Source organism: Nocardia speluncae NBRC 108251, assembly GCF_001613245.1.
Taxonomy (GTDB): Bacteria; Actinomycetota; Actinomycetes; order Mycobacteriales; family Mycobacteriaceae; genus Nocardia; species Nocardia speluncae.
On the sequence record NZ_BDBZ01000004.1, the window covers coordinates 127,639 to 144,352 of the forward strand.

The 16,714-nt window shown below is 68.4% G+C and carries 15 protein-coding genes; all 15 read right to left on the reverse strand.

Features of this window, described 5'->3' with window-relative positions; all coding sequences use genetic code 11:
* Positions 1-8: 8 nt before the first annotated feature.
* Complete coding sequence (gene wag31, locus NS6_RS07875) at positions 9-854, reverse strand: DivIVA-like cell division protein Wag31 (RefSeq protein ID WP_068038765.1); 846 nt, start codon at positions 852-854, stop codon at positions 9-11.
* Positions 855-917: 63 nt separating this feature from the next.
* Positions 918-1,220, reverse strand: a complete 303-nt coding sequence (locus NS6_RS07880; RefSeq protein WP_068038887.1) for a YggT family protein — start codon at positions 1,218-1,220, stop codon at positions 918-920.
* A 92-nt stretch (positions 1,221-1,312) separates the two neighbouring features.
* On the reverse strand, positions 1,313-2,089 hold the full coding sequence (locus tag NS6_RS07885; protein ID WP_068038768.1) for a cell division protein SepF: 777 nt from the start codon (positions 2,087-2,089) through the stop codon (positions 1,313-1,315).
* Positions 2,090-2,300: 211 nt separating this feature from the next.
* Positions 2,301-3,164: a YggS family pyridoxal phosphate-dependent enzyme gene (locus tag NS6_RS07890; RefSeq protein ID WP_084470822.1), complete on the reverse strand. Its 864-nt coding sequence runs from the start codon at positions 3,162-3,164 to the stop codon at positions 2,301-2,303.
* A 132-nt stretch (positions 3,165-3,296) separates the two neighbouring features.
* Positions 3,297-4,025 carry a peptidoglycan editing factor PgeF gene (gene pgeF, locus NS6_RS07895; RefSeq protein WP_068038771.1) on the reverse strand — a complete coding sequence of 243 codons (729 nt, stop codon included), beginning with the start codon at positions 4,023-4,025 and terminating at the stop codon, positions 3,297-3,299.
* Positions 4,026-4,298: 273 nt separating this feature from the next.
* Positions 4,299-5,591: a cell division protein FtsZ gene (gene ftsZ / locus NS6_RS07900; RefSeq protein WP_068038773.1), complete on the reverse strand. Its 1,293-nt coding sequence runs from the start codon at positions 5,589-5,591 to the stop codon at positions 4,299-4,301.
* A gap of 151 nt (positions 5,592-5,742) precedes the next feature.
* A complete protein-coding gene (locus tag NS6_RS07905) occupies positions 5,743-5,964 on the reverse strand; it encodes a hypothetical protein (RefSeq protein WP_068038777.1) in 222 nt (73 codons plus the stop codon).
* A 12-nt stretch (positions 5,965-5,976) separates the two neighbouring features.
* Positions 5,977-6,645: a cell division protein FtsQ/DivIB gene (locus NS6_RS07910; protein ID WP_068038779.1), complete on the reverse strand. Its 669-nt coding sequence runs from the start codon at positions 6,643-6,645 to the stop codon at positions 5,977-5,979.
* Positions 6,646-6,678: 33 nt separating this feature from the next.
* The gene (gene murC, locus NS6_RS07915) at positions 6,679-8,118 is read right to left on the reverse strand and encodes a UDP-N-acetylmuramate--L-alanine ligase (protein WP_068038895.1); all 1,440 of its coding nucleotides are present in this window, start codon (positions 8,116-8,118) and stop codon (positions 6,679-6,681) included.
* Positions 8,119-8,186: 68 nt separating this feature from the next.
* Positions 8,187-9,281, reverse strand: a complete 1,095-nt coding sequence (murG, locus tag NS6_RS07920) for an undecaprenyldiphospho-muramoylpentapeptide beta-N-acetylglucosaminyltransferase (RefSeq protein WP_068038892.1) — start codon at positions 9,279-9,281, stop codon at positions 8,187-8,189.
* A 77-nt stretch (positions 9,282-9,358) separates the two neighbouring features.
* A complete protein-coding gene (ftsW, locus tag NS6_RS07925) occupies positions 9,359-10,792 on the reverse strand; it encodes a putative lipid II flippase FtsW (protein ID WP_068038781.1) in 1,434 nt (477 codons plus the stop codon).
* Positions 10,789-12,255, reverse strand: a complete 1,467-nt coding sequence (gene murD, locus NS6_RS07930) for a UDP-N-acetylmuramoyl-L-alanine--D-glutamate ligase (RefSeq protein WP_068038898.1) — start codon at positions 12,253-12,255, stop codon at positions 10,789-10,791. The genes ftsW and murD overlap by 4 nt, the downstream gene beginning before the upstream one ends.
* Positions 12,256-12,304: 49 nt before the next feature.
* Positions 12,305-13,381, reverse strand: coding sequence for a phospho-N-acetylmuramoyl-pentapeptide-transferase (gene mraY / locus NS6_RS07935; RefSeq protein ID WP_068038784.1), 1,077 nt, complete (start codon positions 13,379-13,381; stop codon positions 12,305-12,307).
* Complete coding sequence (locus NS6_RS07940) at positions 13,378-14,910, reverse strand: UDP-N-acetylmuramoyl-tripeptide--D-alanyl-D-alanine ligase (RefSeq protein ID WP_068038901.1); 1,533 nt, start codon at positions 14,908-14,910, stop codon at positions 13,378-13,380. The genes mraY and NS6_RS07940 overlap by 4 nt, the downstream gene beginning before the upstream one ends.
* Positions 14,911-15,073: 163 nt before the next feature.
* A complete protein-coding gene (locus NS6_RS07945; RefSeq protein ID WP_084470824.1) occupies positions 15,074-16,660 on the reverse strand; it encodes a UDP-N-acetylmuramoyl-L-alanyl-D-glutamate--2,6-diaminopimelate ligase in 1,587 nt (528 codons plus the stop codon).
* Between the last annotated feature and the right edge of the window lie 54 nt (positions 16,661-16,714).

A 16,714-nucleotide genomic window follows, 5' to 3' on the forward strand; every position in this document is an offset into this window, starting at 1 on the left:
TCGAGCGCTTACTCGCCCTGACCGAACGAGGCGAGCGCTTGCTGGTTGGCCCCGGTATCGAAGGTGTCGCCCTCATCCACCGGTACGGCCGACCCACGGTTCTCCAGCTCTTCGAGCTGCGATTCCAGATACGATTTCAAGCGCACCCGATACTCGCGTTCGAAGGTTTTGAGGGTCTGTATCCGGCTCTCGAGTACATTGCGCTGCTGGGTGATGGTGCCCATGATCTCGGTGTGCTTGCGCTCGGCATCGGCCTGCAGCGCGTCGGCCTTCTCCTTGGCCTGCCGCAGCTGGCCGTCGGACCGGGTCTGCGCATCGGAGAGCATGGAATCGGATTTGTGCCGCGCGTCGGCGACCATCTCTTCGGAGCGGGCCCGCGCATCGTTGACCAGTCGCTCGGAATTGGCACGGGCGCTCGCCAGCAAATTCTCGGCTTCGGTTTTCGCATCGGTGGTGAGCCGGTCGGCCATCTCCTGCGCCAGGCTCAGCACCTTCGCGGCCTGCATATTGGCGTCGGCACCGGCATCCGCCGCGGCCGGTGCGACCGGAACGGCCGGGATGGGGACCGACGGCGGCGCCTGGACCGGCGGTTTCACCGGTTCCGGCGGCGGTGCCTGCTGCACCGGTTTACCGAGACCGGCACCGGCCGGGCCGCGGCTGCTCTTGGCGTCGGCCAGCTCCGCATCGAGCTCGGCAACCCGCTGGCGAAGATCCGCATTCTCTTCGATCAATCGGGAAAGTTCCTGCTCGACCAGATCCAGGAAGGCATCGACTTCGTCCTCGTTGTAGCCGCGTTTCCCGATAGGCGGTTTGCTGAACGCGACGTTGTGCACATCGGCTGGAGTCAGCGGCATGGAAGGATCCCTTCGCGCGTTGTCAGATCTAGCGGCTCTGGCAAGTCTTCTCGGACCATTCTGTCACACCGGAGCTACCGACCCGCCGAGGCCGCTGACAACGGACATCAGGATGAACACCAGGAACAGCAGGACCATAATCGACAAATCCAGTCGAATTCCGCCCAGCGAGACCGGTGGTATCAGCCGTCGCAGCAGCTTCACGGGAGGATCGGTGATCGTGAAGATCACCTCGAGTATCACGACGATCACCCCGGTGGGACGCCAGTCGCGGGCGAAACTACGGATGAACTCGACGATCACCCGGCTGATCAGCAACAGCCAGAAGATGAACAGTACGAAGTACAGCACCGCGAACAAGGCCACGGTCTCACTCTGCCGCAAAATCGGCGCGGTGCAAAATGCCCGCGCCGACTTCGGTCCCGGCCGCGTCGCGCCCGCCGCGGGCGCGACCGCCGCTATTTCTGGTTGTAGAAACCGGTTTCGGCGATCCGGCGGCGCTCCTCGGCCGATACGTCGACATCGGCCGGAGAGAGCAGGAACACCTTGGTGGCCACCTTGTCGAACGAGCCGCGCAGGGCGAACGCCAGCCCGGCGGCGAAATCGACCAGGCGTTTGGCGTCGGCGTTGCTGAGGTCGACCAGATCCATGATCACCGGGTTGCCCTCCCGGAACCGTTCACCGATGATCGCCGCTTCGCTGTAGTCACGCGGGCGCAGCGTGGTGATCTTGGACAAGGGACCTCCGTCCTCGAAGATCGCGGGACGGCGGGCGGCTGCCGGTTCGGGACGGACCCGTTCGGCCAGCCTGCGCTCTTCGGCATCGGGATCGACTGCCAGCGCCCCCCTGGTCGCGCCGCGCAGGGAGGCACCGCCGCCGGGACGATACCGGCCGGAGGCGGCGGCGTCGATCCGGGTGGGGCGGCGCGGGCCCTCGTAATCGTCGGCGTAGGTGTCGCCCGGGTAGTCGTCCCGCCGGGGCGGCGGGTAGCTGGGCTGGTACGAGGACTTGTACGGCGCCTCGCGGTAGTCGGGGCCGTCGTAACGGTCCTCGGCGTACCGGTCGTAGTCCGGACGGTCGTCGTAGTCGCGGGGAGCGCGGTCGGGGTAATCACGCGGCCGGCGCCCGCCGCGATCCTCGACCCCGCGGGGGGTGCGATCGTCGACGTAGTCGTCTTCGTAATCCTCGAGCGGAACCATGCCGAAGTACGCCTTGAACTTGTGCAGCGTGCTCATGACTGCGCCTCGCTGCCGCTCGGCGACTGCGCCTCGCTGCCGCTCGGCTCCGTCACGAGCACGCTCGTGGCTGCGTCGATTATTCGCTCGCTGCGCTCGCTCATTCTGGTCGACCTTCCTTCGGCCCCGGTGGCGGCCGGGTGTTGAAGTCTTGCTCAGCCCTCGTCGTGTCCCAGCATATGTGTCGAATGTGACTGATGAGGTTTGTTTGCTACGCCGAGGTTATCGGTCGCTCGCCCATGAGGGCGGTACCGACACGCACACACGTCGATCCATGGGCAATGGCTCTTTCAAGATCATTGGACATACCGGCGGACAGTTCCGTGGCGGTGGGATGCGCGGCCCGTAACCGGGCCTGGATCTCGGCCAGCCGCGCGAATTCCGCATCCGGGTCTGCTACCAGCGGCGGAATGGCCATAATCCCTGCCAACCGCAGTTCCGCGGATGTCGCGATCCGGTCCGCCAGCGCCGCGACACCGGCCGGTTCCACCCCGCCGCGCGCCGGGTCGGCATCCAGGCTCACCTGGATCAGTACCTCCAGTGGCTCTTGCCGTTCACCGGCGTCCAGCGCCCCGGCGACGGCCGCTTCCAGTGCGGTCGCCAGGCGTTCGCTGTCCACCGACTGGACCGCGTAGGCCCAGCGCGCCACCTGCCGCGCCTTGTTCCGCTGCAACCGGCCGATCAGATGCCAGCGCAACGGCCCCAACTCCCCTAGTTCGCCGGCCTTGGCTCCGGCCTCCTGGGGCCGGTTCTCCCCGAAGTCCCGGCGGCCCAGACGATGCAGCAATGCGATATCCGAGGCCGGAAAATATTTCGTCACCGGCAGCAGGCGCACCTCGCCGGAATCGCGGCCCGCGGCCACGCACGCAGCATCTATGCGGGCGAGCAGGCCGGTGAGCCGGCGGGCCAGCACATCGGCGCGGGCCGAGTTTCCCGCTTCCGTCCGACCACTGTCCGGGACAGCGGAGCCGGCGGCTCGGTGACCCGGCGCGCCTATTTCGTCCGGCTCGCCGACGGGCACACGCCCCACCGAACCCCAGGTGCGTTCGCGGTCAGCGCGCCCGATCCCACTCATCGGCCGTCGCCGATCCGCTTCCCGCGATGTACTGCTGTGATCATGAATCTCCTCCTCCGCACTCGGCTACCACAACCACGGACCGTGTAGCGCCGGATACCCGGCAGTTCCCACCCGACGGCGCCGGAACACCTAGTTGGCGGGCTCCATCCAGATAACGCTGCCCAGGCGGCCCGTGGGCGCACCGCGCCGATGACTGAACAGGGTGGTGTCCTCGATCGTGCAGCGCGGGTCCTCGGCGACGGCGCCGACACCGGCCGCGGTGAGCTGACGCCGGATCCCGGCGCGCAGATCCAGTCCGGGCGTACCCCGCACCGTTGTCGTAGCACTGCCCGGCAGATGCGCCTCGACATCGGCACGCATATCGGCGGGCACCTCGTACTGCCGGCCGCTTGCCGCCGGCCCCAGCAGTGCACCTATCCGTTCCGGACGCGCCCCGGCGGCGATCATCGCCTCCAGCACCCGCCCCACGATGCCGATCCGCGCCCCGACCCGGCCCGCGTGGACCGCCGCAATCACGCCGGCTTCGTCGTCGGAGAGCAGGATCGGTACACAGTCGGCGGTCAATACCACCAGGGCGAGGCCGGGCCGCGTGGTGACCAGCGCATCGGTGCCCGGCACCGGTTCCGCGCGCGGGCCGTCGACTGTCGCCACTGTGCGCCCGTGGATCTGGTCCATCCAGATCAGATGATCGGCAGGCAGATCCAGGGAGGCGGCCAGGCGGGCACGGTTGCGCCGCACCGCTTCCGGGTCGTCACCGACGTGGTCGCCGAGATTGAAGGAATCGTAGGGCGGCGCGGAGAAACCCCCCGCGCGCGTGGTCACTACCCGTCGAACGGTGAGTACCGGTGGCGCAGTCATGATGTCGAGCCTAGTGGGCACGGCGTGTGTGACCCATTCACCGGCAGTGCACGGCGAAAGGAGCGTGGCCGATCAACCGCGGCACCCGGCCGGCACCTGCCCAGGACCGTACGAACAGGCAGACAGCGCCCGGGATGTGGCACTACACACCCGGACGCCGGTGCAGACCCGCGTCCGCCCGGCCATGTATCGGGAGCGACGAACGCAGCGGAAGGCCCCGGCGCTTCCGGCGCCACTGCCGACCGCGCCGGAAGCCGGTCAGGCCGCGGTGAATCAGCGGCGCATGAAATCCGGGACGTCGACGTCGTCATCATCGTCGGGCAGCTCCGGCGACGGCTGGATATGCGACCGGCTGTTGTGTGTGAGGGTCGGATCGACCGGCGGGCGGCCGCGTTCGGTATCGCGGTAGCTCGGGGCCGGGCCCCGGGCGACCGACGAACCGGAATCCGACGACCGTAGGGACGCGGGCTCTTCGGAGTGACCGCGCACCGCACCGAGTTCGGCCGAGCGAGAGTGCCCGAGTTCGGCACTGCGCGCGGACTGCGCGGAGATATCCGCGGTGCGCCCGGAACCGAGCGATCCCCGGCTGCTCGCCGTATCGAAGGTGCGTCGCGTCGGGCCGCCGCCGTCGAACCCGGCGGCGATAACCGTTACCCGTACCTCGTCACCGAGCGAATCGTCGATCACCGTACCGAAAATGATGTTGGCCTCGATATGGGCGGCTTCCTGTACCAGCGACGCGGCCTCGTTGATCTCGAACAAACCGAGGTCCGAACCGCCGGCGATCGAGAGCAGGACACCGTGCGCACCGTCCATCGATGCCTCCAGCAGCGGTGAGTTGATCGCCGCCTCGGCCGCTTTCACCGATCTCCCCTCCCCCCGGGAGGAACCGATACCCATCAGCGCGCTCCCGGCGCCGGACATCACGCTCTTGACGTCGGCGAAGTCGACGTTGATCAAGCCCGGGGTGGTGATCAGATCGGTGATGCCCTGCACACCGTTGAGGAGTACCTCGTCGGCGGAGCGGAAGGCATCCATCAGGCTCACCGCCGCATCGCCGAGTTGCAGCAGGCGGTCGTTGGGGATCACGATCAGGGTGTCGCAGGATTCGCGCAGCATATTGATGCCGACCTCGGCCTGGTTACCGCGGCGTTTACCCTCGAACGAGAACGGCCGGGTGACCACACCGATGGTCAGCGCGCCCAGTTTGCGCGCGATACTCGCGACCACGGGAGCGCCGCCGGTGCCGGTACCGCCGCCCTCACCCGCGGTCACGAAGACCATATCGGCGCCCTTGAGCACCTCTTCGATCTCGTCCTTGTGATCCTCCGCGGCCTTACGGCCGACCTCCGGGTCGGCGCCGGCGCCGAGTCCCCGAGTGAGCTCGCGCCCGACATCGAGCTTCACGTCGGCATCGCTCATCAGCAGTGCCTGGGCGTCGGTGTTCACCGCAATGAACTCGACCCCCTTCAGACCCTGCTCGATCATTCGGTTGACGGCGTTCACGCCGCCGCCGCCGATACCGACGACCTTGATCACGGCAAGGTAGTTGTGCGGGGGCGTCATGAGCTCTCGCCTTCCTTCGATCCAAAGTCTGTCGTTTCCGGATACCCCGTATTGGTCCGTCCGATCGCAATCCGCGAACCGTGATCCGGGCGAACCCTGAACCTCAACCATAGGGTTGGAGTTATGTCAAGTATCCGACTGGTGCCGAACGCTATTCGCCGCCGTCTCGATCCGCTCGCAGGCGCGCCGAGACGATCAGCAGTTTCTTCGGCGAACTCGCCGCCGCCACGACGTTGCCCGTCGTATTGTGAACGGTTGCCGTACGGCCCGCGCCCACATCGTGGTACGCCCCCGGCACCCGCGGTAGGTAATCGCCGCGCGATTGCCCGGGGACGCCGCAGCGCGGCGAACCGGACAGGGTCGAACCGAACAAGATTGCTGGAACTCATTTTACCGTGACCAGACTGGGACTCGAGACGTCGAACACGGATCCCGGACGCGTCAGCAGCGGTAACACCACCGCCGATTTGCGTTCGCCGTCCTCGCTGCTGCCCCACAGTACAGTGCGACCGTCGCGCAGTGTCAGCGAAATATCCGAGACGGTTTCGGCATGCACACTGTCCACCTGCGCCGTCAATTCCGGTGGCAGCACTCTCACCACGGAAACCGCCGCCCGAGTGAGTGCATCCGCACTGCCCGGTTTCTCGGTCTCCAGCTTCGGAACTCCGATCGGCGCAGGCTCGATGGCGTACTCGATCCCGTCCGCGTCGAGCAGATGCGCCCCCTCGGCGGTGTCGTAGTACAGCACCGGAGTTCGCGGCTCGATCCGTACCCGCACCGTCGACGGCAGCACCCGCTGTACGCGCGCACTGCGCACCTTCGGAATACTCGCCACCCGCTGAGCCATTGCGGCGGTATCGATCCGCAGAATCGATCCCCGGTCCGGAATCTGCAGCAGTTCGCGGACCTGGTCTTCGGGGATCGCACCCGCCGCCCCTTCGATGCGCACCTCGCGTACCGACAGCATCGGCGAGAACCACGCCAGCGCGGCGAATGTGATCACCAGCGCTACCGCGGGCACCGCCCACAACCGGAAACGCCGTGACCCGAGCATCCCGAATCGCCGCGTCCCCGACCGCACTCCGCGTCACCGCCCGTACTGCGGACGCGCGCGTAGTCCGTCCAGGATCTGGCTGCCGAGCATGGTGACATCCCCGGCGCCCATCGTGATCACCACATCGCCGGGCTGAGCCAATCCGGCCACCTGCCGGCCGACCCGCGACATATCCGGCTGGTAGTGCACGGGTTTGCCGACCGACTGGGCGACCAGAGCTCCGTTGACACCGGGTAACGGCTCTTCCCGGGCGCCGAACACATCCAGCACCACCACCTCGTCGGCCAGATCGAGTGCGGACCCGAATTCGGCTGCGAAAGTCGCGGTGCGGCTGTACAGGTGCGGCTGAAAGACCACGATCACCCGGCCGCGGCGCGATCGCGCGCCGTCGCGCGCCTCCTGATCGACAAGCTCCGCCGCGGCGCCGAGCACGGCACGGACCTCGGTGGGATGGTGAGCGTAATCGTCGAAAACGCGGACACCGTTCTCCCGGCCCACGAACTGGAACCGGCGATGGACGCCGCCGAAACCTTCCAGCCCCTGGATGATCTCGTCGATATCGGCGCCCGCCGCCCGCGCGGCCAGCAGCGCGGCCAATGCGTTGAGCGCCATATGGCGGCCGGGTACCGACAGCCGCAGGGTCCGCGGTGCGGGTTCGCCGCTGAGCTGGAACTGGGCGATACCGCCCACATCCCGCGGTTCCCAGCTGTGCAACCGGACCCCGACCGGGACCGGCGCATCGGGCAGGTCACCGGAACCGTAACCGAGGACCCCGACCCCCCGTTCGACCAGCCGCGGCCCGACCCGCTCGGCCAGCGCCCGCGCACCCGGATCGTCCAAGCACACCACCAGCAGGCCGCCCGCGACGAGCCGGTCGCTGAAATCGTCGAATACCTGCACATAGGCATCGTCGGAGCCGAAGAAGTCGAGGTGGTCGGATTCGATATTGGTGACCACGGCGACATCCGGGTCGTACTGCAGCAACGATCCGTCGCTCTCGTCGGCCTCGGCGACGAAGGTATCGCCGCTGCCGTGATGGGCATTGGTACCCGCCTCGTTGAGCTCACCACCCACCGCGAACGACGGATCGACACCGCAATGCTGGAGCGCGACGATGAGCATGGAGGTGGTGGAGGTTTTACCGTGAGTCCCCGAGACCAGCAGGGTGCGATGGCCGCTCATCAACGCGGCGAGGACGGCCGGCCGCAGCAGCACCGGAATATCGCGGCGCCGGGCCTCGACCAGTTCGGGGTTGGTCTTCGGGATGGCGGCGTAGGTCGTCACCACCACCGTGGGGCCGCCGGGCAACAGATCCAGGGCACCGGCGTCGTGCCCGATGCGCACCTGCGCCCCGCGTGCCCGCAGGGCCAGCACACCGCGGCTCTCCTTGGCATCGGAACCGGAAACCGCACCCCCGCGCGACAACAGGATCCGGGCGATCCCCGACATGCCGGCGCCACCGATTCCGACCATGTGTACCCGGAGCAGCTCCGGGGGGAGCGTGCCCGGCCCGGCGGGAACCGCCGTCACCTGGTCCTCGCTCACCGGCCCGCCGCCCGCAGCACGATCCGCGCGACCTCGTCGGCGGCGTCGCGGTGACCGGCACCGGCGGCGGCGCGGCCCATCTCGGCAATGCGTGCTGGATCCGTGAGCAGCGGTATCACCTCATCGATCACATACTTCGCGGACAGTTCGGGGTCCCCGATGATTCTGCCACCACCGGCGGCGACAACGGGCCGGGCATTGAGTTCTTGTTCGCCGTTTCCGTGTGGTAGCGGCACATACACCGCGGGCAGGCCCACCGCCGACACTTCGGCAACGGTCATCGCGCCGCTACGGCAGACCACTGCGTCGGCCGCCGCGTAGGCCAGATCCATCCGCGAAAGATAGGGCACCGCGACGTAAGGAGCGCGAGGATCCGGGGCCGGCACCGCGAGGGTGTTCTTCGGACCGTGCGCGTGCAGAACCGAGATACCGGCCGCGGCCAGTTGCGGCGCGGCGCCGGAGATCGCGTCGTTGATCGACCGCGCGCCCTGCGACCCGCCGAACACCAGCAGCACCGGGCCCTCCGCGGGCAAGCCGAAATGGTCACGGGCCTGCGCCCGCAGTCCGGCCCGGTCCAACGAGGTGATCGCCGAACGCACCGGTATCCCGACGACGTCCGCGTCCAGGCCCGAATCCGGGACCGCCGCGAGTACCCGCGCGGCACGGCGAGCGCCGACCTTGTTCGCGATACCGGCCTTGGCATTGGCCTCGTGCACCACGACCGGCACCGCACGCCGGCGGCGCAGCACACCGGGCCCGGCAGCCAGATACGCCGGTAGCGCGACGTAGCCGCCGAACCCGACGATCACATCGGCGCCGGCCGCGTCGATGATCTCCCTGGTACGCGCTACCGAGGCTCGGACCCGGCCCGGCAGCCGCAGCAGATCCATACTCGGTTTCCGCGGTAGCGGCACCGGCGGGATCAGCTCGAGCGGATAGCCGCGTTCGGGGACCAGCGTCGTTTCCAGACCGCGCTGGGTGCCCAGCGCGGTCACCCGAATGCCCGGGGCCAGCCGGCGCAGCGCATCGGCCACGGCCAGGGCCGGTTCGATATGTCCTGCAGTGCCGCCACCGGCGACGATCACCGATATCCCGTCCGCATGCGGTGCCGGACCCTCTCGGCCCGCATCCGGCCGGTTCGAATCCTCGTAGGCGGACTGAGCTGCGCTCACCTGTACTTTCCCCGTTCTCGTCCGTGTGTCACCGAATAACTGGGTTCCCAGGCCCGCGTCGCCCGCAGCGTATCGGTACCGCGACTGTTGGCTCGGGTACGGGTACGCGGGCGGTCCCCGTCGCGCGGGGTAGCTCGGGCGGGTGATTTATCGCCCGCGGCCGGCGTACCCGAACGCGAGCGGGGCGGGTGGTAGATCTCCGGTTTGGGCAGGCGCAGCAGCCGGCTCACCCGGCCGTCCTGCCCCGCGTGCAGGGCCGCCACCGCCTCGGGTTCGTGCCGGGCAGCGTTGGCGATGATGCCGAACATCAGCAGGGTCAGCGCCAGGGACGAACCACCGGCCGAAACCAGCGGCAGCTGCAGCCCGGTCACCGGCAGCAGGCCGACCACGTACCCGATGTTGATGAGCGCCTGGCCGGTGATCCAGGTGGTGGCGGTGGCAGTGAGCAACCGCAGGAAGGGGTCCACCGAACGCGCCGCGATCCGCAGACCGGTGTAGACGAACAGCGCGAACAGACCCAGTACCAGGGCGCACCCCAGGAAACCCAGCTCCTCACCGATGATGGCGAAGATGAAGTCGTTGTGTGAGTTGGGTAGATAGCTCCATTTGGCCCGGCTCTGTCCCAGCCCGCGACCCCACAGCCCGCCGTCGGCGAGCGAGTACGTCGCCTGGCGGGCCTGGTAGTTGATGCCCTGCGGATCGTCACCGGGGTTGAAGAATGCCCGCATCCGGTCCGAGCGGTAACCCGCCGACAGCGCCAGTACCAGGGCGGCGATGGCCCCGGAGGCGAGGATCGCCAGGAACAGCCGCAACGGCAGGCCGCCGAACCACAGCAGCGCCAGCAGGACGATGCCCATGGCGATGGTGGTGGACAAGTTCGGCTGCAGCACGATCAGCAGGCAGACCAGCAGCCCGGCGGGCACCAGTGGGACCAGCAGGTTCTTGAGGCCGCCGGGATCGTTGGCGGCCCGCGCCGCCGCTCGGCGCGAGACCAGCAGGTGGGCGCCCCAGACCACGAAAGTCACCTTCACGACCTCGGAGGGCTGGATCGAGAACAGGCCCAGGTCGATCCAGCGGCGCGCGCCGTTGACGGTACTGCCCACCCCGGGAATCAGCACCAGCGCCAGTAGCAGCACCGATATCGCGAACAGCGGAAACGACACCTGCCGTAGCCGGCGCAGCGGGATCCGCAGGGCCACGTAGAACAGCACCGCGCCGATCAGCGCGTACATGGCCTGCTGCACGAAAAGCGCATACGCCGATCTGCCGTCGGCGTAGGACTCCACGCTCGACGCCGACAACACCATCACCAGGCCCAGCACGGTGAGCAGGGTGGCTATGGTGACCACCAGGTGGAACGAGGCGAGCGGCCGCGCCAGCCAGGCGCCGAACCGGCCGACCTGCACCTGTCGCGTACCGCGCGGTCTCATAATCGCCGCCCGAGATCCTCGTCCTTCAACTCCTCGACCGCGCCGGCGAAACTGCGGCCCCGGTGGGTGTAATCGGTGAACATATCGAGCGAAGCCGCGGCCGGTGCCAGCAGCACCGTATCGCCCGGCCCGGCGAACTCCGCCGCCGCACGCACCGCGCGGGCCATGACCGCGTCGGCGATATCGGAATCCGGCCTACCGGTGATCGCTTCGTTCATGAGGGCCTGACCCATGCCGGAATGGTCTCGCGTATCCAGCTCCAGGACGGGGACTTCCGGCGCGTGTCGCGCCAGCGCTGCCGCGATCACCGGAGCGTCCATACCGAACAACACCACGGCGACCAGCCGCCCGGCTACCTCCTCCACCAGATCCTCGACAGCGGCACCCTTCAGCTGACCACCGGCCAGCCAGATCACGTGCTGGTGACCCAGGATCGACGAACGCGCGGCATGCGGGTTGGTGGCCTTGGAATCGTCGACGAACTCGACACCGCCCAGCTCCCGTACCAGCGCCGACCGATGCGGGCCGACCTTGTGCGCCACCAGCCCCTCGCGAACGAACTGCGGCGCCACATCGATCGCCCGGGTGAGCGAGGCTGCGGCCAGCGCATCGGCGATACCGGCCGGGCCGGGCGGACTGATCTCCTTGGCCTCGGCCAGGATCGCCGCCTTGGTGAACGCACGGTCGAGGAGTTTGCCGTCGACCACGCCGAGTTCACCGTCGGCGGGCACACCGATACGGAACCCGATGGTGCGGCGTGCCTTGGACCGGCGGGCCAGCCCCGCGGCGATCGGATCGTCGAGTCCGACGACCCCGATCCTGCCCAGCAGGGCCCGCGCCTTGGCCGCGGCGTACGCGTCGAGTCCGCCGTGCCAGTCCAGATGGTCTTCGGCCACGTTCAGCACCACACCGGCCTCCGGCCGCACCGAGGGCGCCCAGTGCAGCTGGAACGAGGACAGTTCCACCGCCAGCACCTGGGGACCCGGGCTGCGGCGCAATGCGTCCAGAATGGGCAGACCGATATTCCCGCAGGCCACACTGGGGATACCTGCGGCCCGCAGTATGGAGTGGGTCATCGCGGTGGTGGTGGTTTTGCCGTTGGTTCCGGTGATCACCAGCCATTTCCGTACCGGGCCGTAGAGCCGAGCCTGGTCGACCCACCAGGCGAACTCCACATCGCCCCAGACCGGTATTCCTTCGGCCACCGCCGAGGCCAGTACGGGTGAATCCGGCCGCCAGCCCGGGCTGGTGATCACCAGCGCGAACCTCGACCAGTCGGTGTTCTCCAATTCGGGGGCCGGGGCGATATCGAGTCCCAGTTCGGCCGCCTCCGCCAGTGCGCGTGGGCCGTTGTCGGTGACGACGGGCCGGGCACCGATATCGCGCAGCGGGGCGATCAGCGAACGACCCGAAACTCCCCACCCGGCGACCAGAACGTCCCGGCCGCGCAAGAATTCCAGCATGGGCCCCGGCGAACGCAGGGCCCGCGGTGCATGATCCTCCATCGTCAGCTCACCCGACCGCCGAGAGATATTCGCTGTAGAACAACGCGAGTCCGGCCGCCGAGGCCATCGCGGCCAGCAACCAGAACCTGATGATCACCGTGGTCTCCGCCCATTTGCTCAATTCGAAATGATGATGGAACGGCGCCATCTTGAACAGCCGGTTGCGGGTGGTGCGGAAGACCGCGATCTGCAGCGCCACCGACGCCGCCTCGGCAACGAACAGCGCGCCGATAACGACCATCAGCAGTTCGGTGCGAGTGGTGACCGAAATACCGGCGAGCAGACCACCGAGCGCCAGCGAACCGGTATCGCCCATGAAGATCTTGGCGGGCGCGGCGTTCCACCACAGGAATCCGATACACGCCGCCGTGCCGGCGGCGCAGACCAGTGCCAGATCCAGCGGGTCACGCACGTTGTAGCAGCCGGTCTCGGGTTTGGTCTCGCACGAGTGGTAGTACTGCCAGAACGTGATGACCACGTAGCCGCCGAGCACCAGGCTCATCGACCCGGCGGCCAGGCCGTCCAGGCCGTCGGTGAGGTTCACCGCATTCGACCAGGCCACGACGATGAAACAGATGAAGGCCAGGAACACCACCACGCTCATGGTGACGGTGTTGATATCGCGCACGTACGACAGCTGCTGGCCGGCCGGGGTGAGCCCGTTGCCACCCGGGAACTGCAGAGCCAGCACGCCGAACACGACCGCGGCGGTGACCTGTCCCAGGTACTTACCGGCCGCCGTGAGCCCGAGATTGCGGCCCTTGCGGAGCTTGATGAAATCGTCGATGAATCCGACCACGCCCAGCGCTGTGGCCAGGCCCAGCACCAGTAGTGCGGAAGCGGTGGGCCCCTCGGCGTCATAGCCGATTCCGATCAAATGCGAACCCAGGTACCCGGCCCACATACCGATGATGATCGCGACCCCACCCATCGTGGGGGTGCCCCGCTTGGACTGGTGGCTGGCCGGTCCGTCGACCCGGATCTCCTGCCCGAAGCCACGCCGGGCGAATATCCGGATCAGCAGCGGGGTCAACAGGATCGACACCGTCAGCGCAATCGCCGCCGCGAACAAGATCTGTCTCAACGCACTGCCTCCGTGCCTGCCCCATCGGCGGTCGAGCTGCCCGGCGCCGGCGTAGCGGCACCCGCGTCATTGCTTGCCGCCGTCAGCAGCTCCTCGGCCACCGCCCACAATCCGACCGACTGCGATGCTTTCACCAGCACCACATCACCCGCTTCGACTTCGGCATCGAGCAACTGCACGGCCGCTTCGATATCCGGGACGAGCACCGACTCCTCACCCCATGAGCCTTCCATGACCGCTCCCTGGTGCATGCCCCGGGAGGGCCGTCCGGTACCGACCACGATCAGCCGGTCCACATCCAGGCGGACCGCCAGGCGACCGATACCGTCATGTTCGACCACCGATTCCGGCCCCAATTCGGCCATCTCCCCGAGCACCGCCCAGCTGCGGCGCGGTGCATCCCCCGACCGGGCCATGGTGACCAGCGCTTTGAGCGCGGCACGCATGGAATCGGGGTTGGCGTTGTAGGAATCGTTGATCACCGTGACCCCGGCGGCACTGGTGCGCACATCCATCCGGCGCGCCGAGACCGCGCGGGCCCCGGCCAGCGCGGCCGCGAGAGTATCGAGATCGGCGCCGCATTCCAGCGCCACCGCGGCCGCCGACAGTGCATTGCCCACCTGGTGTTCGCCGTGGACGGCCAGGGTGATGTCGCGGTCGCCCTGCGGGGTATGCAGCGTGAACGAGGCGCGGGCCTGCTCGTCGAGCGTGATTCCCGCCGCCCGGACCTGCGCCCCGGCGGCCTGCCCGACCATCAGCACCCGCGCCGAAGTCCGCGTGGCCATTGCACCGACCTGTGGATCGTCGGCGTTGAGAACGGCCAGACCGGTGTCGGGCAGCGCCTCCACGAGCTCACCCTTGGTCGCGGCGATCGCCTCCCGGCTACCGAATTCGCCGAGATGGGCGGTACCGACATTGAGCACCACACCGATGCTCGGGGGCGCCACCCGGGCGAGCGCGGCGATATGGCCGGGCCCGCGGGCCGACATCTCCAGCACCAGAAACCGGGTATCCGGTCCGGCGCGCAGCGCAGTCCACGGATGCCCGAGTTCGTTGTTGAACGATCCCGGCGGGGCCACCACCGGACCGAGCGGAGCCAGCACCGACGCCAGCAGATCCTTCGTCGAGGTCTTCCCCGAAGAACCGGTGACACCGATGACCGTCAACCCACCCGCGGCGACCAACCGTCGCACGTGGGCCGCGGCCAGCATCGCCAGCGCGGTCAATACGGCGGCCCCGGAACCGTCGGAATCATGTTCGAGGGCAAGCGCATTGGTCGAGGCGGCGGACGACGACGGGACGACGACGGCCGGGACACCGACCGGCCGGGCAGCAAGCACCGCCACGGCGCCCGCCGCGAGCGCGGTCGCCGCGAAATCGTGGCCGTCGACCTGTTCCCCGGGCAAAGCGATGAACAGACCGCCGGAGCCGATGCGACGCGAATCGAATTCGACCGAACCGGTAACCATTGCCTCGGGATCGTCCACATCGTGGAGCTCACCGCCCACGATCTCGGCGATTTCCCGCAATGTGAATCCTGCCCGGGCCGGCTGGGACGGACTGTCCGCCGTGTGAGTGTCCGGTGACTCGGTGGGTTCCTGGTTCACCGGCCACCGCCGGAAACGATCTCGGTTCTACGCGGTCTCCACCGGTAGCCGGCTCCGCGTACGCCGCGCCGCGAGGTGATGTCGATCATGGAATCGTCAAGTCCTCCGCATTCGCACCCTGCGGACGGGTCGACGCGATCGCCGCGGTGAGCGCCGCCCTGTCGTCGAACGGATATTTCACGCCCTGGATCTCCTGTCCAACTTCGTGTCCCTTACCAGCCACCAGCACCACATCGCCGGCGTGCGCCCAGGTCACGGCGGCCTCGATAGCCGCCGTCCGGTCGCCGATATCACGCACTTCGCCGCGCTGTTCGGCGGGCACACTGTGCGCCCCCGCCACCAGCGCCGCCCGGACCGCGGCCGGATCCTCACTGCGCGGATTGTCGTCGGTGACAATCAGCAGATCTGCGCCGCGCGCCGCGGCCGCACCCATCAGTCCACGTTTGCCGGTATCACGATCGCCACCGGCACCCACCACCACCGCCAACCGGCCCGCGCCGCCCGCAGCGGCCAGATGGGCGCGCAGGGTCGCGATCACCGATTCCACCGCGGCGGGTTTATGCGCATAGTCCACCAGGGCCAGGAACCCCTGGCCCTGATCCACCCGCTGCATCCGGCCCGGTACGTCCACGGTGGCCAGCGCGGGCGCGGCAGTGGCCGGATCGACGCCCGCTGCCGCGCACACCGCAAGAGCGAGCAACCCGTTGGCGACGTTGTAGTCACCGGGCAGCCGCAACCGCACCACCCGCTCCCCCATGGGGCCGACCGCGGTGAATTCCTGTTCACCGCCGTGCGCGCGCGGGGGCCCGGCCACCGACCAGTCCGCCGGGCCGGTCGTACAGACCCGCACCGGCGCGGCCAGGCCGTCGGCCAGCCGGCGGCCCCACGCGTCATCGATATTCACCACCGCCGTCCGCGCCGCGACCGGCGAAGCCGGCTCGAACAACCGGCGTTTGGCGGCGAAATAGTCTTCGAAATCGGCGTGGAAATCCAGGTGGTCCTGCGTCAGGTTGGTGAACGCGCCTACCGCGAATCGCACACCGTCGACCCGGCCCAGTGCCAGCGCGTGACTGGACACCTCCATCACTACCGCGTCCACGCCCTGCTCCACCATCAGCGCGAACATGGCGTGCAGCTGCGGCGCTTCGGGGGTGGTGAGCGCGCTGGGCACACGACGACCGCCGATCCGGGTCTCGATGGTGCCGATCAGCGCCGTGGAACGGCCCGCGGCGGCAAGCCCGGCCTCCACCAGGTAGGAGGTGGTGGTCTTACCGGAGGTACCGGTGATCCCGACAATTACCAGCCGCTCCGACGGATGGCCGTAGATCGCCGCCGACAACTCACCCAGGACAGCGCGCGGATTCTCCCGCACCACGACCGGCACCGGCAGATCACCCGCCGTCTCGGCGCCCGCAGGATCGGTCAACACCGCGACCGCACCGCGCGCCACCGCATCCGCGGCGAACCGGGCACCGTGCGCGCGCGAACCCGGTAGCGCAGCGAACAGATCGCCGGGTAACACGGCGTCGGAGCGCTGTTCGATACCGGTGATCCGCAGGTCGGCGGGCACCGCCGGTCCGGGATCGGCGGCGAACGTTTTCAGCAGGTCGGACAGCGGGGTCGATGGCGGCCGGGCGGGCCGCAGCACATGCTGGCTGGACTGCGCGGGCACGGGGTTCCTCTCTGCATGATGAAGCGCGCGGATACGACGACGAGTCAGGTTACC